Consider the following 22,844-nt stretch of genomic DNA (forward strand, 5'->3'; position numbering starts at 1 on the left):
CTGATGGCTAAGGTATTTGATAAAAGTTTAATCATTAATATTTTTTCTTTGTTGGGGCTGCGTGGCGCCTCCTTTATTTTTCCGTTAGTCACCTTGCCCTACCTTGCCCGTATTTTGGGTGTAGAGCATATGGGGGTATTGGCACTGGGTCTGGCCTGCGTCATGTACTGCAGTACCATCTCCGATTGGGGCTTTAACGTTTACACCACCAAGGATATCGCGCAGCACCGGGAAGACAAAAGCAAGGTGACCCAGCTGTTCTGGTCAACCTTCAATGCCAAGCTGATTATGGGGACCGCCACGCTGGCGATCCTGCTGCTGGTCACCTGGTTTAACCCGAAGTGGCACAATTTATTCTTCATTGTGCTGGCGAACTCAACGGTCTTATATGGCCAGCTGCTGTCCTTTGGCTGGTTGATGCAGGGTTTTGAGAAGCTGGGGAAAACCGCGCTGATCTCCACCGTCGGGCAGTTCTGTTCTATTCCGTTGACCTTCCTGCTGGTGAAAACCCCGGATGACACCTGGCTGGCGGCGCTGATACCGGGCGTAACGGCCACTATTACCGCGGTGATCACCCTGTATTTCGTGGTCAATATGAAGGTAATTGGTTTTTACCGCTTTGAGCCGCGCGAAATCATGCAACGCATTAAAGACAGTCTGCATGTCTTTCTGGCGATTGCCGGCGCCAACCTGTTTAACAACGTCAACGTGTTAATCCTGGCCAGCATGACCAGCAATTATATGGTTGGCCTATATAACGGCGGCGACCGCCTGAAGAAAGCCGCCAATACCTTGCCTGAGCAAATTGGTAATGCCTTCTTCCCGCGCGTCAGCTATCTGTTCCATAAAGATCCGCATGCGGTGATCCACGCCACCCGCAAAAGCATTACCTTCTCCTTCGGTATTAGCGTGTTTATTGTGGTGTTCACCTTCTTCTTCGCGGATTTAATCGTCAAGCTGCTGTTGGGCCCCGATTTCCACGAATCGGCCAACGTGCTGCGGGTGATGGTGTGCGGATTTATCTTCGGTAACGTCAGCTACCCGGCGGGGCTGCAAATCCTGATCCCTCACGGGCTGGCCAAGCAGCGTATGCATGTGATGTTTATTGTTGGCCTGATTAACGTGCCGGTCTGTGCGCTGTTGGCATGGCAGTTTGGCGCGATTGGCGCGGCGAGTTCGCTGGTGCTGTCCGAGTTCCTGGTATTCCTCGGCATCCTGCGCATTATGATCAAACACAATATCCTCAAGAGCTATCTGCTGAAAGAGAGCCCACGAGGATTTGAAGCGCCGAAAGAAAACGCGGGTTAAGGCTAACCCGCGCCGTTTTTAATCGTCCTTTTTCTGTCTGGCGGCAATTTTTGCCTGCCGCCAGTTCAGCAACGGCGTTACCGACACGCCATGCACGATGACGCTGGCGACAATCAGCGTGAAGGCCATATTCGCCATTCGGGTGACTTCTCCTCCCGCCACGCCATGGGTGTAGGCCCAGGCAATGTAGTTAATACTGCCAATCCCTCTAATCCCTAACCAGCCGATAATCAGGCGCTGATTGCGCGGCGCGTTCATGCCGGCGGTGGCGATCCACACCGAAGCCGGGCGGATAACGAGAAACAGTATCACCGCCATCAGCAGACCTTGTGGATCCCAGTGATGGGCCAGCGTAACGCCCAACACAATGATGATCACGGCGGCGAACAGCCGTTCCACCGTGTCACCGAAGGAGAGCGCATCGCCAACCACCAGGCCAACCGAGCTGGCGGCATTGGTTTCGCCCGGCGCGTGGCGGATATGCGGATTGACCAGCACCTCAGCCGGTGGACGATTGTCGCTGTCGGTAAAGTCATCGGCCGGTTGACGGTTAATCACCCGCATTTCTGCGCGACGCAGCCCCACACCGGCGGCAAAGGCGGCGAGGAAGCCGGAAGCATCCAGCGCCTGGGCGGCGGCATAGCTCAGGGCAATCAGCGCCAGCGCCAGAAAGTCATTCGGGGCGACATCCTGATGCCGGTGGCGCAAATGGGTGATGTACTGACCAACAAACCGGCCGAGAATAAAGCCGATCCCCAGCCCGCCCACAATCGCCCAAAGCACATCGACCAGCGCCCATTGCGCAAAGTCAGGCAGCGTTAACTCGCCCTGGGTGGTCAACAGCATCACCGCCAGCATCAGCAGCGGCAGGGCGGTGCCGTCGTTCATGCCGGCTTCGCTGGAGAGGGAAACCCGCAGGTTGTCGCTATCCCGGGCATCGTTAACCGAAATCAGGCTGGCCAGCACCGGATCGGTCGGGGCGACGATCGCGCCAAAGGCCAGCGAAAGCGGCCAGGAGAGGTCCGCCAGATAGTGCGCCACCACGGTGACTCCCAGCACCGTTAGCAGCATCCCCGGAAACGCCAGCCGCAGACCAATCCGCCAGCCCTGACTTTTTAGCGGCAGCCTGAGCTTCAGCCCGGTAATAAACAGCGAAGCGGCCATGGCGATCTCAGTGAGATTTTTTGCCAGTTCGGCATGGGCCGCAATATCAATCGATAATAAGCCGAGCACCCAGGGGCCGCAGGCAATGCCCACGGCGAGATATAACGCAAATGCGGTAATCGGGCCACGTTTGATCCAGCCCGATGCCAGCGTCATTAACAGTAATAATCCACCCGTAGCGGCGGTCCAGCCAAGAAATCCCATTGCTTCTCCTTTTTGTGTTGAGCCGTTAAGTATGGACGATAAAATTACGCATTCTGTGCCGCGCGCCGCCGCAAAGATTGTCAGCGGGCGTTCAGAGGTATACTGTTAGCAGACTCATTTTTTCTCGCTGACGACTTTCTTCTTCAGCGATCCTCCGCTAAACCGAGGTTGTTTTGTCCAGTTATACGCCTAATCAACGTCCACGACGTCTCCGTCAGACCCCGTCTCTTCGCGCCATGTTCCAGGAATCTTCACTGAGTATCAACGATTTGGCATTGCCTATTTTCGTTGAAGAAGGTCTTGATGACTATAAAGCCATTCAGGCGATGCCGGGCGTCATGCGCATTCCTGAAAAGCGTCTGGCCTATGAAATTGAACGTATTGCTAAGGCCGGTATCCGTTCGGTGATGACCTTTGGTATTTCGCATCATACCGACGCGGATGGCAGTGACTCATGGCAGGAAAACGGTCTGGTTTCCCGTATGTCGCGGATCTGCAAAGAGACCGTGCCGGAAATGATCGTGATGTCCGACACCTGCTTCTGTGAGTACACCACCCACGGTCATTGCGGCGTGTTGCACGACCATGGCGTGGATAACGACGCCACGCTGATTAACCTCGGCAAACAGGCCGTTGCGGCGGCTCACGCAGGTGCCGATTTTATCGCGCCTTCCGCGGCAATGGATGGCCAGGTTGCCGCCATTCGTCACGCGCTGGATGCCGCCGGTTTCACCGATACCGCCATCATGTCCTACTCGACCAAGTTTGCTTCCTCGTTCTACGGCCCGTTCCGTGAAGCGGCAGGCACTTCTCTGAAGGGCGACCGTAAAACGTACCAGATGAACCCGATGAACCGCCGCGAAGCGCTGCGTGAATCGTTAATCGATCAGGCCGAAGGTGCCGATGCGCTGATGGTCAAACCTGCCGGCGCCTATCTGGATATCATCCGTGACGTCCGCGACCACACTGAACTGCCGCTGGCGGCCTATCAGGTGAGCGGTGAGTACGCGATGATCAAGTTTGCCGCACAGGCTGGCGCAATCAGCGAGCGTGATGTGGTGCTGGAAAGTCTCGGTGCCATTAAGCGCGCCGGTGCCGATCTGATCTTCAGCTACTTCGCGCTGGAGCTGGCCGAGAAGAAACTGCTGTAGTCTGGCAGTGCGTGATAAAACCGGCCGTTGAGCCGGTTTTTTTATGCCTGCTGGGGGCGGGTTATACCACCACTTCCGCGATCCATTTCACCGATGTAATGTTGGTGAAGTTATCGACATCACCGACAATCTCATCCACATGTCCCGCCATGCCTTTTTGCAACGCTTCGGCAGAATGGCAGATCAGATGGCAGGCCGCGACGTATGGCGCTGGCGTGCCATCGGGGGCAGAGAGAATTTTGTCGATGCTGTACGAGACCAGATAGTCGCCCATCCGCGCTTTGATTAACGGCAGATGCACGTCGCGATAGTAGTCATGATCAAAGTGGCCGTTTTCAGTAGTCGGATAGAGCACGCTGTATTTAATCAAACCTTCACCTCATTGAGTTTCCCCGGTACGCTTACCGCACCGTGCCCTCTAGTATAGCGAGGATGTCAACGAAGCGATTAGCGCTTTGGAGTCATTGGGTGCCTGTCCTTTACATGCCTCCGGGGAATGACTAAATTACCGCAAACCGGATGCCAGAGTGACCCGATAATGACTGATAACCAGACCCGAGGCAGACCCTCCGCGCCGGAAAGTGACGTGCGTGACAAGGTACTCAATACCGCCTTCATCCTCATTGTTGAGCGGGATATGGCCAGTCTTACCATTGATGAGATCGCCAAACGAGGCGGTCTGGCTAAAAAAACCATCTATAAATTTTTCAGCAACAAAGACGCCATCGTCGAAGGCATGATTGCGAAATGGACCTCCACCAGTGAGGTTGTGGCCCCGGCTTTACCTGCGACTGAGCAGGAGGTTATCGCATTGCTGGAAGCCTTTTTCATCACCCTCATGCAGCGGGTGCTCTCTCTGGAATCCGTGGTGATCTATCAGTTTCTTCAGGGAGAGTTAAAGAAAAAAGCAGAGTACCTCAAGCTGTACCGGGCCAATGGTTTTGATACCGCTGGCAGTGTGCTCGACGGCTGGCTGAACGCGGTGAGGGCGGCGGGGTTGCTAAACCCGCTCTGGCCAGCAAATTCAGCGGTCTATCTTCAGTCGCTGATCGTGACGCCGCTGCTGCGTGATATTTCGCTGGGGATCCTGCCGCCGGTTCCGACCTACAACCCCCAGCCGCGGATTGCACAGATCCTGCAAGATTTCAGCCCCATGCTGTTGGCCTCCCGCCCGTCGTTAACACGCGCTTTCAACTGATTACGTTTTGCAACGAGGTGCCAGACGATTTCAGGCCGCGTTACGGTTATCTTAATTAGGAAACGATATTCGTTTCCTAATTGTGGCCGGAGCCCTGATATGACCAATCGTCGTGATTTTCTTAAGAATGCGACCGCCGTGATGGCGGGAAGCACCGTATTTGCAGGAAGCAGCCATTTTGCCTCGGCGGCGGCTGTCGAACCTGCCGCCGTTCAACCGCCCCGGCGCATCATTGCTCTTGAAGAGCATTTCATGCTGCCTGAGTTCGTTGGCTACCTGCATGAAACTCAGCAGAACTTGCGCAATGGGCTGGTGGATAAAGTGGTCACCCCGTTGTCTGATTTTGGCAAGGGCAGGCTGGAAATTATGGATAAAAATGGCGTGGATTTTGCCGTGCTGTCCTTATCCGGTCCTGGCGTGCAGGCCGAGCCTGACAAAGTGAAGGCGGTGCGACTGGCCCGTTATGCCAATGACAAACTGGCCACCGAGATGCAAAAGAATCCCCGTCGTTACGGCGGTTTTGCCCACCTGGCGATGCAGGATCCGCTTGCGGCGGCGAATGAACTGGAGCGCTGCGTAAAACAGCTTCATATGCAGGGTGGCATGATCAACGGCGAGACGGACGGATTGTATCTGGATGACCGCCGCTATGACGTGTTCTGGGAGCGCGTAGAAGCGCTGAACGTGCCGATTTACATTCACCCTGGCAACCCACCAGACTACCCGCATATGTTTGCAGGTCACCCTGAGATGTGGGGGCCGGTCTGGAGCTGGGCAGTAGAAACCTGTTCCCATGCGCTGAGGCTGATTTTCAGCGGGACGTTTGACCGTTACCCTGGCGCGCGGGTGATATTGGGCCATATGGGCGAGACGCTACCCATCCAGTTGTGGCGTCTGGATAGCCGCTATCAAATTGCCAATCAGACGTTTGCCATCAAGCATCCGCCTTCCTGGTATGCCAAAAAGAACATCACCATCACCACCTCGGGTGTCTGTAATGATGCCGCGCTCAGGTGTGCGCTGGATTCAATGGGCAGTGAAAATGTGATGTTCTCGATCGACTACCCGTTTGAAAGCACCGAAATTGCGGTGAACTGGCTTAAAACCGCCAATATCACTGAGCAGGAGCGTAATGCGGTTGCCTGGGGAAATGCCACATCGATTCTTCGCCTCGGCGCATAAGCCTCGCATTCCTCACGCGGCAGGGAAGGCAGGTAGCATCAGTTGACCGCCTGAACGCCTGACCGGTTTACAAAGATTCGCCGACCGGGCATTCTCTGAGTTAATCGCCATTTATCTGGCTATCGTTATCTTGGCTAGCTAAAATGCTAGCCTTATTTTTATTCCGGACACTTCCCCCCTATATTGATGAAGCTCATATTCCCCCTAATCCGCTGGGCCCGCACCTTTTGGCCGCAGGCGACCGTGCCTTCCCTGAAAGAACGTCTGGCTGCCGCCATCGGTGCCGCCATTGCGCTCACCGCCACCTTTCAGTTGTCCCACCTGATGCTTGGCGAAGCCAACCCGTGGTTTATTGCGCCGATGGGCGCATCTGCGGTGCTGTTGTTTGGCGTGCCTGCCAGTCCTTTAGCGCAACCCTGGTCAATCATTGGCGGCAATCTGCTGGCCTCGGTGATCGGTGTTGCCTGTGCGCAATGGATAGGGCATAGCGGCCTGGCGGGCGGGATCTCCGTGGGCCTGACCATCGCCCTGATGTTCTCTTTGCGCTGCCTGCATCCGCCGAGTGGTGCCGTGGCGCTGACCGCCGTTTTCGGCGGACCGGCGATTAGCCATCTTGGCTGGGCGTTTGCCATCGTGCCGGTGCTGGTGAATTCGCTGTTACTGACCGCCGTGGCGCTGGTGTTCAACAATGCGCTGCGTCGACGCTATCCTCACGCCGCACCGGTCAACGCCGCCGATAAAACGCCGGTCAGGCCGGCGCAGCGGATTGGCGTCAGCCGGGAAGATTTGCATGCGGTGCTGGCGGCGCGTGGCGAGTATGTTGATATCGATGAGGGTGATCTGCAGGCGATTTTGTCTCAGGCTGAGCAGCGCGCGCATCGCCGGCATTTTGGTGGGCTGCGCTGCGCCGATTTTATGACCCGCGAGCTGTGGACCATCGAGCCGGATGCCTCCTGTCACGAGGCGGGCAGCCTGCTGCGACAGCATCGCATCGATGTTCTGCCGGTGGTGTCGAAAGCGGGTGAGCTGTTGGGGATCGTCACCTCGCGGGATTTACTGGCGGACGCGGAGAGACGGCCGGACGATCTGGCCACGCATCCCATCTCACAGGTGATGTGCACCGCCTTCCCGCGCTGTGCGCCGGATGATGCCGTTGAGCAGCTGGTGTTGCCGTTCACGCTGCAGAGCATGCAGTGTTCGCTGGTGATTGACCCGGCCGGCAAGCTGGTCGGGCTGGTGACCGCCTCCGATGTGCTGGCGGCGTTGTACCAGGAGCAGCTTGAGAAGGGCCGTGCGGCCTGAGCACCGCTAAAGTGACGACGCCAGCGAGACGATCAGCGCTCTGAGCCACGTCTGTGCGGAAGATCCGGCGTTACGGCGATGCCACATCAGGTCGAATGGCACAACCGGCAAGGTCACTGGCGGCGTGAACATCCGTAATTGCCCGGTGGCCGACGCGTGCTGCGCAACGCGCTTCATTACCGTGGTCACCATATCCGTGGCGGCGACCAGCGCGGGTGCCGCAAACATCTGTGGCAGCGTCAGCGCCCGGATGCGCTGTAATCCCTGCTGCGCCAACACCTGATCCACCAGGCCATAGCCATCACCTTCCGGCGAAACCAGCACATGCTTCAGCTGCAGAAACGTCGCCATATCCATCTCGCGGCTGGCCAGCGGATGGTCGTGCCGCAGCAGCGTGACAAACTCGTCCTGCAACAGCGGCTGCGAAAGAATGCGGTTATTCTGCTGGCCGGTCGGCACGCCAATCGCCGCATCAATTTTCCCCGCATCCAGCAGATCGATTGCCCGATCGCGGTGATCGAAATTCAGCACCGTCAGCCGGATCCCCGGTGCCTGATGCTCCAGCGCCTGACTCAGTAAAGGCAGCAGCACATAGGCCGGATATTCAGACATGCCGAGCCGGAAAGTCTGATTCACCGTGCTGGGATCGAAAGCCGGTCTGGCGATCAGCGTCACTTCCAGCTGTTGCAGGGCATTGCCAATCGGTTCCGCCAGTTCTCTGGCCCGGGCGGTCGGTTGTAAACCGTCGGCACTGCGTTGGAACAGCGGATCGCCAAACAGCGTGCGCAGGCGGGCGAGGGCCGCGCTCATCGCCGGCTGGCTGACGCCTACACGGCTGGCCGCGCGGGTGACATTGCGTTCTTCACTCAGCGCATTAAACGCCACCAGCAGATTCAAATCGATGCCATGAAAATCCATAAATCGTATAGTCATCTATATCGGTTATTTGTTGGATTGATAATAGCGGGCGCTTTATCCTCAGGCAATCATCTACACCACGGGAGTCAACCATGAGCCATGCCGAAACAGAACTGGGATTAACAGAACGTCGCGCTGTTGAAACGATCTACCGCGCGTTTAACGATAAGGATCCGGATTTACTGGATCGCGTTGTCAGCGACGACTGGCAGGACATCCCGCTGGCACCAGGCCAGGGGCCAGGCGCCGCAGGCTTGAAGCCGATTATTCTCGGCTTTATCGCAGCGATGCCGGATGTGCATATTCATGTCCATGAGGTGATGCAGACGCCTGGTCGCGTTGGCGTGCGCGCAGAAATCACCGGCACCCATCTTGGCAATTTTATGGGCATTCCGCCGACCGGCAAGCCGGTGAGTTTCCCGATCTTTGAGTTTCATCATCTGTCCGCCGGACGTATTACCCACACCTGGCACCTTGAAGACTGGTTTGGCTTATTCCGCCAACTGGGGCAGTTTCCTCAGCTGGGATAATCACGCGACAGAACTATTTGCCGAAAAATAATAAAGCCAATATGGGGAGATTCATTCACCCCATATGGCTGACAAATGTAAAGGTGCTTAACCCAACAATCACAACAATAACAATGGGCAGCGCCACATAAGAAAAAATACGTTTACCGCTGTAAATTCCGTTCATCAGACGCCTTTATTTGAAGTTAAACTAAACGAACATTAAACCGATTGTTAAAATAATCTCGCTGAATAGTATCGCAATAACGTCTCCGGTAAATATTGCGACGGATCAAGTCGCCTTCATCACTATTCCATTAAGATAATTCAAATCGTAAATTTTGAATTTTACTCTTTGATGGAGTTATATTTTGACTAAACTCGCCACGGAAAATAAAAACTTTCCTCCCACGCCTGCGGCAGATATTCCTTATTATCAGCTTTCTGCAGAACAGGGCTTACAACGTCAACATTCGTCGCGTAACGGCCTGAGTCAGGCGGAAGTTAACGCCCGTCAGCATCAGTATGGCCCGAACGCCTTACCGCAAACGAAAGGCAAGCCTGCATGGCTGCGCTTCCTCGCTCACTTCAATGATGTGCTGATCTATATCCTGCTGGCAGCCGCATTACTGACTGCGGTGATGGGGCACTGGGTCGACACGCTTGTCATCCTGGGTGTGGCGGTAATTAACGCGCTGATTGGCCATATCCAGGAAAACAACGCCGAGAAATCCCTCAAAAGCATCAGCAATATGCTCGCCAGCGAAGCCGTGGTGGTGCGTGACGGCCAGCACAGCACGCAGCCTACGCGCGATCTGGTGCCTGGCGATATCGTCATCCTGCGCGCGGGTGACCGCATTCCGGCTGACCTGCGGGTGATTGAGGCGCACAACCTGCGGGTGGAAGAAGCAATCCTCACCGGCGAATCGGTCTCGGTATCAAAAACCGCTGAGCCGCTGAGCGGTGAACTGGCATTGGGCGATCGCACCAATCTGCTGTTCTCCGGCACCACGCTCAGTGCCGGTAGCGGCAGCGGCGTGGTAATTGCCACCGGTGGCGACACCGAGTTGGGCCATATTAACCAGATGATTTCCGGCATTGAAAAACACCGTACGCCGTTGCTGGTTCAGATTGATAAACTCGGCAAAGCGATATTCGTCATTATTCTGTTGATGATGGTGGCTTTATTTATTTTCAGCCTGTTATGGCGGGATATTCCCCTCGACGAATTACTGCTGTCTTTAATTAGCCTGGCGGTTGCTGCCGTACCTGAAGGCTTACCGGCAATCATTTCGATTATTCTGTCACTGGGTATTCAAACCATGGCGCGGAAACACGCCATTATTCGCAAATTACCGATTGTCGAAACGCTTGGCGCAATGACCGTGGTCTGTTCGGATAAAACCGGCACGCTGACGATGAATGAAATGACCGTCAAAGCGGTGATCACCGCCGATGCCTGTTATCAGGTTGAAGGCGACAGTTATGAGCCGGTGGGCAATATTTCCCTTGAAGGGGAATCGACGCCGCTGTATATCGCGCCCGGGTCGGTGCTTGAAGACTATCTGCGCACCATCGACCTCTGTAATGACAGCCAGCTGATGACGGATGAACAGGGACACTGGACCGTCACCGGCGGCCCGACGGAAGGGGCACTTAAGGTGCTGGCGGCCAAATCCGGCTTACCGGCGATTCAGGTCGAGCTGAAAGGGAAGATCCCCTTTGACTCCCAGTACAAATATATGGCGACCCATCATCAGGTCGGCGATCGCAATAAGATCCTGGTGACCGGCGCGCCGGATGTGCTGTTCGCACTGGCCCGCCAGCAGCAAAGCGCTCACGGCCTGTGCGCCTTTGACCAGGCTTACTGGGAAGAGAAAATCACCCACTATGCCAGACAGGGACTGCGGATGGTGGCAGCAGCGTGGATGCCGGCACCTGACGACCTGACCCAGCTCGATCATGATGTGCTGCACGGAGGATTAATTTTCCTCGGTATCGCCGGCATGATGGATCCCCCGCGGCCGGAGGCTATCTATGCCATCCGTACCTGTCAGCAGGCGGGCGTACGCGTCAAAATGATCACCGGCGATCATCCGCAAACGGCGATGAATATTGCGCAAATGCTGGGCATGGCCAACAGTGACCGTGCGCTGACCGGCCACGATCTGGAGGCGATGAATGATGAGGAACTGCGCGAAGCGGCGGTCAGTTACGATATCTTCGCCCGCACCAGCCCGGAGCATAAGTTGCGGCTGGTCAAAGCCCTGCAGGATAAAGGCGAAATCGTGGGCATGACCGGCGATGGCGTCAACGATGCTCCGGCGTTGAAGCAGGCGGATGTCGGCATCGCCATGGGCATCAAAGGCACCGAAGTGACCAAAGAAGCTGCTGATATGGTGCTGACCGATGACAACTTTGCCACCATTGCCGGCGCCGTGCAGGAAGGGCGCCGGGTGTATGACAACCTGAAGAAAACCATCCTGTTTATTATGCCGACCAACCTGGCGCAAGGTTTGCTGATCATCATTGCGCTGCTGGCGGGCAATATCGTGCCGTTAACCCCGGTGCTGATCCTGTGGATGAATATGGCGACTTCCGCCACGCTCTCGTTCGCCCTGGCGTTTGAAGCCGCCGAGCGCAACGTGATGCTACGTCCGCCGCGCAACCCGACGCAGCATGTGATGGACGGCTTTGCCATCTGGCGCGTGGCCTTTGTCGGCACGCTGATTGCGCTCAGCGCCTTTGCGCTGGAAGCCTGGTTACAGCCACGCGGACACAGTCCGGAGTTTATCCGCACCGTGCTGCTGCAGACGCTGGTGACCGCACAGTGGTTCTATATGCTGAACTGCCGCGTCAGCAACGGTTTCTCGCTCGGTCGCAGCGTGTTGGCCAACAAAGGTCTGTGGCTGGTCAGCGGCGTGTTATTGCTGCTGCAACTGATGATTATCTATGTGCCCTTTATGCAACTGTTGTTCGGCACTGAGGCGATTCCGCTGCGTTACTGGGGCATTACCCTGGCGATTGGCGCAGTGCTGTTCCTGATCGTCGAACTGGAAAAACCCCTTACGCGCCGCTTCCGCAGCCGTTAATGCCAGCAGATGCCCTGCGGGGCATCTGTCTTCGCTTGCCTCCCGTTTTTGGAAAACACGATGAACAGGTTATGCCCAACAATCGCCCTGGCGATTGCTCTCGTTATCAGCTGGCCAACGCTGAGCGTCGCCAGTCAGTCCGTGCAGGTGGTGCAGGTTGAACCCGCGCCGCTGCTGATGGAGCGCCGCTTGCCGGGACGGATTGAAGCCGTCCATGCGGTGGCACTGCGCAGCCGCATTGAAGGCATCATTACTCAGGTCCATTTCAGCGACGGGCAGCAGGTGAAGGCCGGCGATCTGCTGTATGAGCTCGATGATGCGGAGCAGCGTGCCGCACTGTCGCTGGCCCAGGCGGAGTTGCGCAGCAGTGAAGCCTCCCTTCGCCAGGCACAGCAGCAGTTCGACCGTTTCCAGCGGCTGAAGCCGGCGCAGGCCATCAGTAACCATGACGTTGATGGCGCGCGTATGCAGCGTGATATCGCGCGGGCTGCGGTGGATCAGGCGAAATCCCGCCTTAAGGCCCGTGAGATTACCCTCGGCTACACGCGGATCGTCTCACCGGTCAGCGGACGGGTAGGGCACAGCCAGTTCCATCAGGGCAGCCTGGTGAATCCTGCCAGCGGCATGCTGGTGGAAATCGTGCAGCTGGACCCGATCCGCATCGCCTTTGCCATTGAAGAACACGCCTTTTTTGATAAGGCCGGTCAGCATCCCGACCTGAAAACGCTGCGTCAGGCCTGGCTGCCAGAAATTGAGCTGGCAGACAAACGCCAGGCGGGAACGCTGGTCTCGGTGGATAACCGCATCGATCCGCGCAGCGGCAGCGTCACCTTACGTGCAGAATTCGCCAATCCCGGTGAGCGGCTGTTGCCCGGCGGCAGTATCGATCTGTTTTTCCGGCCAAAACAGAGTGAGCCGGCGCTGATGATCCCGGCGCTGGCGATCCAGCAAGATCCGCAAGGGTTCTTCTGTTGGCTGGTTAACGACGAGAATAAAACCGAAAAACGCCGCCTCACTCTGGGCAGCCAGCAGGGCCAGCAATATCAGGTGCTAAGCGGCCTGCAGCGTGGCGAGCGGGTGATCGTTGAGGGCACGCAGCGCCTTCAGGCCGGGAGCCCGGTGAACGCGATCGCCGCCGGAGGAAACAGCTGATGTTGACGTTCTTCCTGACCCGCCCGCGTTTTGCGATGGTGATCGCGCTGGTAATTGGCTTACTCGGTGCCATCGCCCTGAAAATCATTCCGGTAGAGCAGTACCCGGAAATCACCCCGCCAGTGATTAACGTCAGCGCCTCCTGGCCGGGTGCCAGTGCGTCAGACGTGGCCGAAGCGGTTGCGGCCCCGCTGGAAACGCAAATCAACGGCGTGGACCATATGCTGTATATGGAATCCACCAGTTCGGACGATGGCAGCTATGCGCTGGCGATCTCCTTTGCCGCCGGCACCGATGCCGATCTGGCGGCCATTGATGTGCAGAACCGCGTGGCGCAGACCGTGGCTCAGCTGCCGCAACAGGTGCAGGAAATGGGGGTGCAGGTCCGCAAGCGCACCACCAACCTGATGCTGGGCGTCAGCCTGTTCTCCCCTGATAAAACCCGTGATGCGCTGTTTATCAGCAATTACGCCAGCACCCACGTTCGTGATGCGCTGGCGCGATTGCCGGGCGTGGGCCAGGTGCAGATGTTCGGTGCGCGCGATTACAGTATGCGTATCTGGCTGAACCCGCAGCGGATGAACGCGCTGAATATTACCGCCGACGATATCACCCTCGCGATCCGCCAGCAGAACGTGCAGGGCGCCGCCGGACAGGTCGGCACGCCACCGGTGTTTAACGGCCAGCAGCAAACGCTGACCATTAACGGCCTTGGCCGCCTGAACAGCGCGGAAGCGTTCCGCGATATCATTATCCGCAGCTCGGCACAGGGGCAGCTGGTGCGGCTGCGGGATGTCGCCTTTATTGATATCGGCGCGCGTAGCTACAACTCCAGCGCGACGCTGAACGGTAACGACACGGCATATCTGGGAATTTACCCCTCGCCAGGGGCAAACGCGCTGAATGTGGCGGGTCTGGTGCGCACCGAGCTGAAGCGACTGAGCCATACCTTCCCGGCAGACGTGAAGTGGGAAATCAAATTCGACTCCACGAAATTTGTCTCTGCCACCATCAAAGAGATGGGCTGGTCGCTGGGACTGACGCTGGCGGTAGTGATCCTGGTGGTGTCGTTATTCCTGCAAAGCTGGCGCGCCACCTTTATCGTCGCCATGGCCATTCCGACCTCGCTGCTCGGCACCTTCGCCATCCTCTATCTGCTTGGCTACTCGGCCAATACCCTTAGCCTGTTTGCCATTATCCTGGCGTTAACCATGGTGGTGGATGACGCCATTGTGGTGGTGGAAAATGTCGAAACGCTGATGGCGGAAGGCATCGATCGGCTCAGCGCCACCACGCAGGCGATGCGCCAGGTCGCCGGACCGGTTATCGCCACCACGCTGGTGCTGCTGGCGGTGTTTATTCCGGTGGCGATGTTGCCCGGAATTACCGGTGAGCTGTACCGGCAGTTTGCGGTGACGCTCTCCAGCGCGGTGACGCTTTCCAGCCTGGTGGCCCTGAGCCTGACGCCGGCGCTTTGCGCGTTGATGCTCCGGCCACGCACGGCGGCACCGGGCCGCATTTTCCAGCTGTTCAACCGGGGACTGGATAAAACCCGTGGCGGTTACGGTAGCCTGGTGAAGGGCATGAACCGCCGGCCGTGGCTGGCAGTGGTGGCCACCACCGCCGCCGCGCTGGCCGTGGCCGTCAGCTTTATGCTGATGCCCAAAGGCTTTTTACCTGCCGAGGACCAGGGCTATTTCTTTGCCAACGTGCAGCTGCCCGCCGCCGCGTCATTAGAGCGCACGGAAGCCACCATGGAGCGCGCGCGGCTGTTGATTGCCAGCAATCCCGCCGTCGAGGACGTCATTATGGTGTCCGGGTTTGATATTCTCAGCGGCACCACCACCTCTAACGGCGGCTTTATGTCGGTGATGCTGAAACCCTGGGGTGAACGCGCGGCGTTGGATCAGGTCGCCGGGCAGATCCAGCAGCAGCTGGCGCAGATCCCCACGGCCAACATTATGACCTTCAATCCGCCGACGCTGCCGGGGCTGGGCAATGCCGCTGGCTTTGATCTGCGTCTGCTGGCCCAGCAGGGGCAATCCTCTGCCGAGCTGGAGCAGGTCACGCGCGCGGTGCTGGCGAAAGCCAATCAGCATCCTCAGCTGCAGGCGGTATTTACCACCTGGAGCAGCAACGTGCCTCAGCTGACGCTTAACGTCGATCGCAACCGGGCCGCCCTGTTGGATGTGCCGGTATCCCGCATCTTCAGCACTCTGCAAACCGCGTTCGGCGGCACGCGCGCCGGCGACTTCACCTTAAACAACCGCGCTTATCACGTGGTGGTGCAAAATGAGATGAGCTGGCGTGAACGGGCAGAGCAAATCAGCGATCTGTATGTGCGCAGCGATAACGGTGAACGCGTGCGGCTCAGTCATCTGGTTACCGTGACGCCGGGCGTTGGTGCGCCTTATCTGAAGCAGTACAACCAGTTCCCGTCGGTGGCCATCAGCGGATCGGCGGCGGCAAACGTCAGCAGCAACGACGCGATGAACGCCATGACCGCGATCCTCAGTGACAGCTTACCTGAGGGCTACGGCTACGCCTGGAGCGGGCTGTCATTGCAGGAACAACAAACCGGCAATCAGGCCATCTGGATCGTGCTGGCGGCGGTGGTGATGGCCTGGCTGTTCCTGGTTTGCCAGTATGAAAGCTGGACATTGCCCGGCAGCGTGATGCTTTCGGTGCTGTTTGCCCTCGGCGGTGCGCTGCTGTGGCTGTGGTGGGCCGGGTTTGCCAATGATGTTTATGTGCAAATTGGCCTGGTGTTGTTGATCGCCTTAGCCGCCAAAAACGCCATCCTGATTGTCGAATTTTCGCGAACGCTGCGTGAGCAGGGCGCGTCAGTTGCGGATGCCGCGCTGCAGGGTGCGACGCGGCGTTTTCGGGCGGTGATGATGACGGCAATCTCTTTTATACTCGGCGTGCTGCCGCTAATGCTGGCCTCCGGCGCGGGTGCCCAGAGTCGTCGGATCATCGGCACCACGGTATTCAGCGGCATGCTGGTGGCTACCGTGGTGGGCATTGTATTTATCCCGGCGCTGTTTGTGCTGTTCCAGCGTATGCGTGAATGGGCGCACCGGCGGGTTGGCTAAGCGGCCTGCAATTCAGTGACGATCGGGGGAGAATGAGGCGGGTGTCGCGATGCTTCATTATCCCCCAGAGTGCTCAGGAAGTATGGCGGTAAAGGGCATAATCCGAGCGAAGATAACGACAGGTGGCAAAAAGGCACAAACTGTAGCCGAGCAGCTCAGAGCACTCTTCCGCCATATTCTTGACCGTATGACTATATCCTCCAGGCATGAGCGTCCGCCAAAGGTCCTGCATACCGAACAGCCGGGAGAAGACCAGTACAGTGAGCAGGCCCGCGCTCATCATTCCCCATGAGGGATGACGGAGAAAACTCACCAGACCGGCGAGCGTACGTTGTGGATATCTTAAGGCAAAAATTAGACAAATTCCCGTCACGGCGAGGGCGAACCAGACCCAACACCCATGTTTTATTTCATCAAATAAAAAGTCCATTTCCCTGATTAACATGCAGGAAAAAAATCCCCCAATCAGCATCAGTGACGGACGTGCAGAGGAGTGCCGCATTGCGCGAAAAAAATACATGAGTGCAATCACCAGCAGCATCAGCTCCTGAGTTATCTCTGTTAAAGAGGACTCATGAACAGCATCATGCATCCAGTGAACATCAATAAATACCAGACCCATCATCAGACAAAGAAACAGTGCACTGGTGAAAAATAAAACCAATTTGTTGCGTATAAAGATTAAATCAGAAAGCATTTTTTATAACCATTGCTCGACAAGCGGTAGACATTAAGAACGAAAAAAAGCCGGTTACAACGGAGTGAGTAACCGGCAAGATGCTGCAGGATAGCGTTTTTTTTATAGAAAAATGGTCCTTATGTGCCCTATGTTATTCCTGGCAGGTGCTGGCAGGTGCTGGCAGGTGCTGGCATGTTGGGCACGGTACCGCGCAGCATGCCACGAGGGCATGCTGGGAATGAATCCTGGATTAAGAGGTATAGGGTTCTGACAGCGCCTGTCCTTCAACGCCGGCATAAGTAATGATCACCTCGGCCGGTTCGTCAGTGGTATAACCGCGATGAACATCATCAATTGATTCGTTAAACGCTTCACCCGCGGTAAATTTTCGACTTTCGCCCGTCTCTTTATCTTCAATCGTTAACGACCCAGAAATAATATAGGCAACATTAGGCATCGGGTGAGTGTGCCAGGGCAAAGTGGTATTTGCGTCAAAGTGCATTTTCATTACGGTTAAATGCGGTTTGCCTTCCGGATATTTTTCGTACGCTTTACCGTTCCATGCGCTACCACTACTTACCAGCTCTTCCGATTTTACACCGTCGGATTCAAACTCAGAGGTTTGGTCAGATGGTTCTTTAGAATGAGTAGACATAAATCGCTCCCTGGTTGTGATGACATATTACAAAACGGGACATGCCAGGCAAATCGCGGCCAGGCTCCCGCTGATAAATTCTCTGTGCTGCATGATTTACGCCTGTTTCGATGATGGGGCGGGGATCCACCTTGTCGCAGTGGCCTGCGGGTCATAACTCAGGGGGGTTGGCAGAGAGATCAGCTCAATAAGCAGTCCAAAGGGCGTCATGCAAAACCAGGTCTGGTTACCTTTCCCTTGTTCCTGGCCAAAACAGTCTGACGGGCCGTCAAACATTTTTGCGCCATGTGCCCGCATCCTCTCACCAGCCTCTTGAATATCGTCAACATAGAGAGAGAAATGGTTAATGCCTGACTGGGATGGATTGGCTTGATGATCCTTTGCGGCAGGTTGAGTCTGAAACAGTTCCACATTACACCCGTTCGCCAGACGTAACATCGCAAGGCCAGTCACCTTCAATTCACTGGGAAAACCATTCAAGGGCGCCATATTATCCCCAGCGATACTGTCTTCCTTATCATCTGGAGAAACCAACTGATAGAGAACGGATGCGCCAAGCGCATCAGTGAAAAATTGTTTAGCCTGTTCAATATCTGCAACCGTAATTCCAATGTGCTCGATACCACGAATTGTCATTTATCCTCCAGCAGTTTTGTCCATATCAAATCTGACTTCGAGGATTAAGCCTGGCAGAAATGAGCGAGATGTCACATCGATATTGTCACTGACTGGAATCACGGTTAAGCGGGCGAACGTGCAGGATAGGTGCCTTTTTGTCCATGAGGCCTGCAATTCAGTGACCCTCAGCGGATAACCGGCAGATCCCGGAAGCGGGTGGTGTAGCTGGGCGACAGCATCTCACGCTTCATCGACCAGTCGCGCTGGATCCCCTGACCGGCGAACCAGACGCGGCTGCCGCTCTGTTTATTGAGCGTATCCAGCACGGCCATTAACGCCTCGCTGTTGGCTTTGGGCTGAAAATCATCAAACAGATTCAGCTGTGCCACGCCCTGATTGAAGAAGTCGCCGAGCATGATGCCGCCTTTCATATAGCGATGGCCCGGTCGCCAGATTTTGTCCAGGCACTGAATGGCGGCGTTAATAATATCGCGGCTATCCTGGGTCGGCGTCAGCAGCTTAACGCTGGCGGCATTGGTGTAATAAGGATGTTTGGGATCGTGCGGGCTGGTACGGATAAAGGTGCCGATTTCCCGACAGTACTGGCGCTCGTGGCGCAGTTTTTCCGCGCCCCGGACAGCATAGCTACAGATGGCTTCATGCATCTCCTGATACTCGGTAATGCGGTGGCCGAACGAGCGTGAGCAGAGGATATGCTGCTTGGTCGGCACCTCTTCCAGCTCCAGGCAGGCTTCCCCGCGTAACTCCCGCACCGTGCGCTCCAGTACCACACCAAAATGCTTGCGGATCAACGCCACCGGCGTATCGGCCAGCTGCAGCGCGGTTTCAATCCCCAATCCTTCCAGCTTTTTCGACAGGCGTCGGCCCACGCCCCAGACTTCTTCTACCGGCAGCAGCCCCATCAGCTTACGCTGGCGGGCAGGCGAGGAGAGATCGAGAACGTGCCCGGTTTTGGTCCATTTTTTGGCGGCAAAATTCGCCAGCTTGGCGAGGGTTTTGGTCTGCGCAATCCCCACGCCGACTCTCAGGTGGGTATCCTGCCAGATTTTATCGCGCACCTGGCGGCCAAAGGTATCCAGCGGCAGACAGTTGCTGATGCCGCTGACATCGAGGAACGCCTCATCAATCGAGTAAATCTCAATTGCCGGCGCCAGCTCTTCCAGCGTGCTCATCACCCGCTGCGACATGTCGGCATACAGCGCATAGTTTGACGAGAACACCGCCACGTTATGTCGCTGAATTTCGTCACGCATCTTAAAGTAGGGCGCGCCCATCTTGATCTGCAGCCGCTTGGCTTCGGCGTTGCGCGCAATCACGCAGCCATCGTTATTGGAAAGAACTATCACCGGGCGGCCTGCAAGATCAGGGCGGAACACCGTCTCACAGGAGGCATAAAAGCTGTTGACGTCTACCAGGGCAAACATAGCGATTTGCCTGGTGGGTGAGGGATGAGCGACATAAAGTGGGCCTCCAAATGTACTGTGTATATGTACAGTATATTTGAATGTCTGGAACGATCAAGAAGGTTTCCAGAAGACTGGCTTAGTCCCGGCCTGCAGGAACTGAAATCGTCTCGCTCAGCGTTAGCGCCTCATCAATCGGTATCACGGGAAGAACCTTTTAATGCCACTTTTAGCCGGTAATTAAAAAAAAAGCCAAATGAAAGTTTTTATCTTTCATTTTATATTTCATTATGAAAGGTTTTTTAATCGTTTTGTGATCTATTCGTGTTTTATTGGATGGTTTTCGATCTACCTTGTAATTGCACTGAATAAGAAATGAATCTGTTCTCTACATGAAGGGGTTTGAAATGATTGAAAACATCACACACGGGGCTGAGTGGTTTATCGGCCTCTTTCAAAAGGGAGGGGAGGTTTTTGTCGGAATGGTTACCGGCATTCTTCCTCTTCTTATCAGTCTTCTTGTGGTCATGAATGCGCTGATTGTCTTTGTTGGCCAGCGCCGTATTGAAGCGCTCGCACAACGCTGTGCGGGTAATCCGGTCTCGCGTTACTTGTTTCTACCCGTGGTTGGCACGTTTGTTTTCTGCAATCCCATGACACTGAGTCTCGGCAAATTTATGCCGGAGAAATATAAACCCAGCTATTACGCCGCGGCTTCTTACAGCTGCCATTCGATGAATGGTCTCTTTCCTCACATCAATCCGGGCGAACTGTTCGTCTATCTGGGAATAGCCAATGGGTTAACCACGCTGGGTCTGCCGCTGGGGCCGCTCGCGGTGAGCTACCTGCTTGTGGGAATGATCATGAATTTCTTTCGTGGCTGGATTACCGATCTCACAACCACCATTTTTGAAAAAAAGATGCGTATTCAACTTGAACGTCAGGTTCGCTTATAAGCGCGGAGCATACGATGGCTGACTCAATTGTTATCAAAAAAGGTGAAAGTGGCTGGGGCGGCCCACTCACTCTGACTGTTAGTCCCGGTAAAAAAATCGTTTATATCACTGCAGGCACCCGACCGGCCATTGTCACCAGACTTGAGGCACTCACCGGATGGGAATCGGTAGATGGTTTTAAAGAGGGTGAACCGCCAGCTGAAGAAATCGGTATTGCCGTTATCGACTGTGGCGGAACGCTGCGATGCGGACTGTACCCCAAGCGTCGCATACCAACGGTTAACATCCATGCCACTGGCAAGTCCGGGCCTCTGGCTCAGTACATCACCGAAGACATTTACGTATCGGGTGTACGTCCGGACGATATTCAACCGGTTCAACATGAGGGAGAAGCCGAGCCCGTTTCATCTGAACCGCAACCTGCTGCAGGCTCAGAAAGCAACGGCGGCCCGCGGCAATATGATTCCAGTAAAAAGATTACTGAGCAGAGCGACGGACTGCTGGCAAAAGTAGGTATGGGGATGGGTTCCGTGGTCGCCGTTTTCTTTCAGGCCGGCCGTGAAACCATTGATACCGTCCTCAAGACCATCCTGCCCTTTATGGCATTTGTCTCCGCGCTGATCGGGATCATTATGGCATCCGGCCTGGGTGACTTCATCGCACATGGTCTGACGCCACTGGCTAACAGTCCCGTAGGGCTGGTGACTCTGGCACTGATTTGTTCGTTTCCTCTGCTTTCACCCTTTCTCGGTCCGGGCGCGGTAATTGCTCAGGTTATCGGCGTCCTGGTTGGCGTACAGATAGGTCAGGGCACCATTCCACCTCATCTGGCGTTGCCGGCACTGTTTGCCATCAATTCTCAGGCGGCATGCGACTTCATACCGGTCGGCCTGTCACTGGCCGATGCGCGTCAGGACACCGTCCGGGTGGGCGTGCCTTCCGTGCTGGTTGGGCGCTTTTTGACGGGTGCACCCGCGGTTCTTCTTGCCTGGGCTGTATCCGGCTTTATCTATCAGTAAATGCAGGAGTTCTTATGAAAACCGTCTATGAATCCACCTTTATTGCTGTCGGACTTTGCGCCAATGAAGCACTGGAGGACAACTTCATCATCACGTTTGGTGAAGGCGCTCCACAGGACGTTGCTGAGTACTGTTTTATTCATCGGACAGACGTCAATAACGGTGGGGCTTTTGCAGCCGGCTCCTTACTGACTATTGGTGAACGCGAATACCCGGTTACAGCCGTCGGCAACGTTGCCCGCGAGAATCTACGCGATCTGGGCCACGTCACCATTCGGTTTGATGGGGCAGTAAATCCCGACTTTCCCGGCACCGTTCATGTCGCTGGCAGCGCGCCAACGTCAATAGAGCCGGGCCAGAAATTCCGCATGTTGAGTTAATAATCAGGAGAATACTATGAATCAGGTTGCTGTAGTCATCGGTGGTGGCCAGACGCTGGGTGCTTACCTGTGCGAGGGACTGGCAGAGGCCGGTTATAAAGTGGCGGTTGCCGACCTAAATGAGAACAATGCGAAGACGGTCGCGGCAGGGATTAATGAACGATACGGCGAGGGATCTGCGCTGGCATTACAGGTGGATGCTACCAATGAAGAAAGTGTTATCGCACTGGCAGGCCAGGTAGATAACCGCTTTGGCCGTGCCGACCTGCTGCTTTACAGTGCGGGAATTGCTAAAGCGGCCCCTATTACTGAGTTTGGGCTCAGCGATTTTGACCTCTCACTGCAGGTCAATCTGGTGGGATATTTTCTTTGTGCCCGTGAATTTTCAAAACTCATGATCCGTGATGGCATCAGAGGACGGATCATTCAGATCAACTCTAAATCCGGTAAGGTCGGCAGTAAACATAACTCAGGATACAGCGCGGCAAAATTTGGCGGCGTGGGACTGACGCAATCACTTGCTCTCGATTTAGCAGAATACGGCATCACCGTGCACTCACTGATGCTGGGCAATCTGCTCAAGTCACCGATGTTTCAGTCGCTGCTGCCACAGTATGCTGAAAAACTGGGCATCAGTGCTGATCGGGTTGAACAGCATTACATCGATAAAGTGCCGTTGAAAAGGGGATGTGACTATGAAGACGTCCTTAACGTGCTGCTGTTTTACGCAAGCGACAAGGCAGCTTACTGCACCGGGCAGTCCATCAATGTGACCGGTGGGCAGGTCATGTTCTGACAGACATACCGGCAGTGAAGGCTGCCGGTATAAGGAGAAAGC

The 22,844-nt window shown here is 55.8% G+C and carries 20 protein-coding genes; 13 read left to right on the forward strand and 7 right to left on the reverse strand.

From position 1 onward, the window contains the following. Window positions 1-3: 3 nt before the first annotated feature. Entirely contained in the window at window positions 4-1,308 is a 1,305-nt protein-coding gene (locus tag AC0IXH_RS03930; protein WP_134824361.1) for a flippase, read from the forward strand. Window positions 1,309-1,326: 18 nt separating this feature from the next. Here AC0IXH_RS03930 and AC0IXH_RS03935 read toward each other — a convergent pair whose 3' ends face one another. Further along, window positions 1,327-2,676: a cation:proton antiporter gene (locus AC0IXH_RS03935; RefSeq protein WP_013202625.1), complete on the reverse strand. Its 1,350-nt coding sequence runs from the start codon at window positions 2,674-2,676 to the stop codon at window positions 1,327-1,329. 173 nt (window positions 2,677-2,849) lie between these two features. Here AC0IXH_RS03935 and hemB point away from each other — a divergent pair, with 173 nt between their 5' ends. Next, window positions 2,850-3,827, forward strand: a complete 978-nt coding sequence (gene hemB / locus AC0IXH_RS03940) for a porphobilinogen synthase (RefSeq protein WP_013202624.1) — start codon at window positions 2,850-2,852, stop codon at window positions 3,825-3,827. 61 nt (window positions 3,828-3,888) lie between these two features. Here the strand turns inward: hemB and AC0IXH_RS03945 are convergent, their stop codons facing one another. Beyond that, window positions 3,889-4,197 (reverse strand): EthD family reductase, encoded by a 309-nt coding sequence (locus AC0IXH_RS03945; RefSeq protein ID WP_134824360.1) that lies wholly within the window; start codon window positions 4,195-4,197, stop codon window positions 3,889-3,891. A gap of 216 nt (window positions 4,198-4,413) precedes the next feature. On the opposite strand from AC0IXH_RS03945, the gene AC0IXH_RS03950 reads away from it, so the two are divergent. From AC0IXH_RS03950 to AC0IXH_RS03960, 3 genes are all read left to right on the forward strand, one after another. Further along, window positions 4,414-5,025: a TetR/AcrR family transcriptional regulator gene (locus AC0IXH_RS03950; protein ID WP_041692033.1), complete on the forward strand. Its 612-nt coding sequence runs from the start codon at window positions 4,414-4,416 to the stop codon at window positions 5,023-5,025. A gap of 99 nt (window positions 5,026-5,124) precedes the next feature. Continuing rightward, window positions 5,125-6,207 carry an amidohydrolase family protein gene (locus tag AC0IXH_RS03955; RefSeq protein ID WP_134824358.1) on the forward strand — a complete coding sequence of 361 codons (1,083 nt, stop codon included), beginning with the start codon at window positions 5,125-5,127 and terminating at the stop codon, window positions 6,205-6,207. A 243-nt stretch (window positions 6,208-6,450) separates the two neighbouring features. Continuing rightward, window positions 6,451-7,509, forward strand: coding sequence for an HPP family protein (locus tag AC0IXH_RS03960; RefSeq protein ID WP_231853662.1), 1,059 nt, complete (start codon window positions 6,451-6,453; stop codon window positions 7,507-7,509). A gap of 6 nt (window positions 7,510-7,515) precedes the next feature. Here AC0IXH_RS03960 and AC0IXH_RS03965 read toward each other — a convergent pair whose 3' ends face one another. Continuing rightward, complete coding sequence (locus AC0IXH_RS03965; RefSeq protein WP_231853661.1) at window positions 7,516-8,442, reverse strand: LysR family transcriptional regulator; 927 nt, start codon at window positions 8,440-8,442, stop codon at window positions 7,516-7,518. A 77-nt stretch (window positions 8,443-8,519) separates the two neighbouring features. Here AC0IXH_RS03965 and AC0IXH_RS03970 point away from each other — a divergent pair, with 77 nt between their 5' ends. From AC0IXH_RS03970 to AC0IXH_RS03985, 4 genes are all read left to right on the forward strand, one after another. Then, a complete protein-coding gene (locus AC0IXH_RS03970; RefSeq protein WP_013202618.1) occupies window positions 8,520-8,957 on the forward strand; it encodes an ester cyclase in 438 nt (145 codons plus the stop codon). A 350-nt stretch (window positions 8,958-9,307) separates the two neighbouring features. Continuing rightward, entirely contained in the window at window positions 9,308-12,028 is a 2,721-nt protein-coding gene (locus tag AC0IXH_RS03975) for a cation-transporting P-type ATPase (RefSeq protein WP_471720010.1), read from the forward strand. Window positions 12,029-12,088: 60 nt separating this feature from the next. Further along, the gene (locus tag AC0IXH_RS03980) at window positions 12,089-13,180 is read left to right on the forward strand and encodes an efflux RND transporter periplasmic adaptor subunit (protein WP_471720011.1); all 1,092 of its coding nucleotides are present in this window, start codon (window positions 12,089-12,091) and stop codon (window positions 13,178-13,180) included. Beyond that, window positions 13,180-16,275: an efflux RND transporter permease subunit gene (locus AC0IXH_RS03985; RefSeq protein ID WP_471720012.1), complete on the forward strand. Its 3,096-nt coding sequence runs from the start codon at window positions 13,180-13,182 to the stop codon at window positions 16,273-16,275. The genes AC0IXH_RS03980 and AC0IXH_RS03985 overlap by 1 nt, the downstream gene beginning before the upstream one ends. A gap of 73 nt (window positions 16,276-16,348) precedes the next feature. Here AC0IXH_RS03985 and AC0IXH_RS03990 read toward each other — a convergent pair whose 3' ends face one another. The 4 genes from AC0IXH_RS03990 to umuC all read right to left on the reverse strand — a co-directional run bounded on the left by AC0IXH_RS03990 (window position 16,349) and on the right by umuC (window position 19,672). Further along, window positions 16,349-16,972: a hypothetical protein gene (locus AC0IXH_RS03990; protein ID WP_471720013.1), complete on the reverse strand. Its 624-nt coding sequence runs from the start codon at window positions 16,970-16,972 to the stop codon at window positions 16,349-16,351. A 232-nt stretch (window positions 16,973-17,204) separates the two neighbouring features. Continuing rightward, a complete protein-coding gene (locus tag AC0IXH_RS03995; protein ID WP_471720014.1) occupies window positions 17,205-17,609 on the reverse strand; it encodes a cupin domain-containing protein in 405 nt (134 codons plus the stop codon). A 96-nt stretch (window positions 17,610-17,705) separates the two neighbouring features. Beyond that, on the reverse strand, window positions 17,706-18,245 hold the full coding sequence (locus AC0IXH_RS04000) for a VOC family protein (RefSeq protein WP_471720015.1): 540 nt from the start codon (window positions 18,243-18,245) through the stop codon (window positions 17,706-17,708). A gap of 167 nt (window positions 18,246-18,412) precedes the next feature. Next, a complete protein-coding gene (umuC, locus tag AC0IXH_RS04005) occupies window positions 18,413-19,672 on the reverse strand; it encodes a translesion error-prone DNA polymerase V subunit UmuC (protein ID WP_105759884.1) in 1,260 nt (419 codons plus the stop codon). Window positions 19,673-20,058: 386 nt separating this feature from the next. Between umuC and srlA the strand changes: the two genes are divergently transcribed. From srlA to srlD, 4 genes are read left to right on the forward strand one after another with little or no spacing between them, the layout of a single operon-like run. Further along, entirely contained in the window at window positions 20,059-20,607 is a 549-nt protein-coding gene (gene srlA, locus AC0IXH_RS04010) for a PTS glucitol/sorbitol transporter subunit IIC (RefSeq protein WP_013202611.1), read from the forward strand. A gap of 14 nt (window positions 20,608-20,621) precedes the next feature. After that, window positions 20,622-21,626: a PTS glucitol/sorbitol transporter subunit IIB gene (gene srlE, locus AC0IXH_RS04015; protein WP_013202610.1), complete on the forward strand. Its 1,005-nt coding sequence runs from the start codon at window positions 20,622-20,624 to the stop codon at window positions 21,624-21,626. A gap of 14 nt (window positions 21,627-21,640) precedes the next feature. Continuing rightward, complete coding sequence (locus AC0IXH_RS04020) at window positions 21,641-22,006, forward strand: PTS glucitol/sorbitol transporter subunit IIA (RefSeq protein WP_013202609.1); 366 nt, start codon at window positions 21,641-21,643, stop codon at window positions 22,004-22,006. Window positions 22,007-22,022: 16 nt separating this feature from the next. Beyond that, window positions 22,023-22,802, forward strand: a complete 780-nt coding sequence (gene srlD / locus AC0IXH_RS04025; RefSeq protein WP_013202608.1) for a sorbitol-6-phosphate dehydrogenase — start codon at window positions 22,023-22,025, stop codon at window positions 22,800-22,802. Window positions 22,803-22,844: the final 42 nt, after the last annotated feature.

This window comes from Erwinia sp. AC075 (assembly GCF_979253995.1).

Coding starts and splice junctions, on each gene's coding strand:
- srlD (WP_013202608.1), top strand. CDS start 22,023: ATGAATCAGGTTGCTGTAGTCATCGGTGGTGGCCAGACGCTGGGTGCT.
- AC0IXH_RS03970 (WP_013202618.1), top strand. CDS start 8,520: ATGAGCCATGCCGAAACAGAACTGGGATTAACAGAACGTCGCGCTGTT.
- AC0IXH_RS04000 (WP_471720015.1), bottom strand. CDS start 18,245: ATGACAATTCGTGGTATCGAGCACATTGGAATTACGGTTGCAGATATT.
- AC0IXH_RS03995 (WP_471720014.1), bottom strand. CDS start 17,609: ATGTCTACTCATTCTAAAGAACCATCTGACCAAACCTCTGAGTTTGAA.
- AC0IXH_RS03930 (WP_134824361.1), top strand. CDS start 4: ATGGCTAAGGTATTTGATAAAAGTTTAATCATTAATATTTTTTCTTTG.
- AC0IXH_RS03965 (WP_231853661.1), bottom strand. CDS start 8,442: ATGACTATACGATTTATGGATTTTCATGGCATCGATTTGAATCTGCTG.
- umuC (WP_105759884.1), bottom strand. CDS start 19,672: ATGTTTGCCCTGGTAGACGTCAACAGCTTTTATGCCTCCTGTGAGACG.
- srlA (WP_013202611.1), top strand. CDS start 20,059: ATGATTGAAAACATCACACACGGGGCTGAGTGGTTTATCGGCCTCTTT.
- srlE (WP_013202610.1), top strand. CDS start 20,622: ATGGCTGACTCAATTGTTATCAAAAAAGGTGAAAGTGGCTGGGGCGGC.
- AC0IXH_RS03980 (WP_471720011.1), top strand. CDS start 12,089: ATGAACAGGTTATGCCCAACAATCGCCCTGGCGATTGCTCTCGTTATC.
- AC0IXH_RS03990 (WP_471720013.1), bottom strand. CDS start 16,972: ATGCTTTCTGATTTAATCTTTATACGCAACAAATTGGTTTTATTTTTC.
- AC0IXH_RS04020 (WP_013202609.1), top strand. CDS start 21,641: ATGAAAACCGTCTATGAATCCACCTTTATTGCTGTCGGACTTTGCGCC.
- AC0IXH_RS03985 (WP_471720012.1), top strand. CDS start 13,180: ATGTTGACGTTCTTCCTGACCCGCCCGCGTTTTGCGATGGTGATCGCG.
- AC0IXH_RS03935 (WP_013202625.1), bottom strand. CDS start 2,676: ATGGGATTTCTTGGCTGGACCGCCGCTACGGGTGGATTATTACTGTTA.
- AC0IXH_RS03955 (WP_134824358.1), top strand. CDS start 5,125: ATGACCAATCGTCGTGATTTTCTTAAGAATGCGACCGCCGTGATGGCG.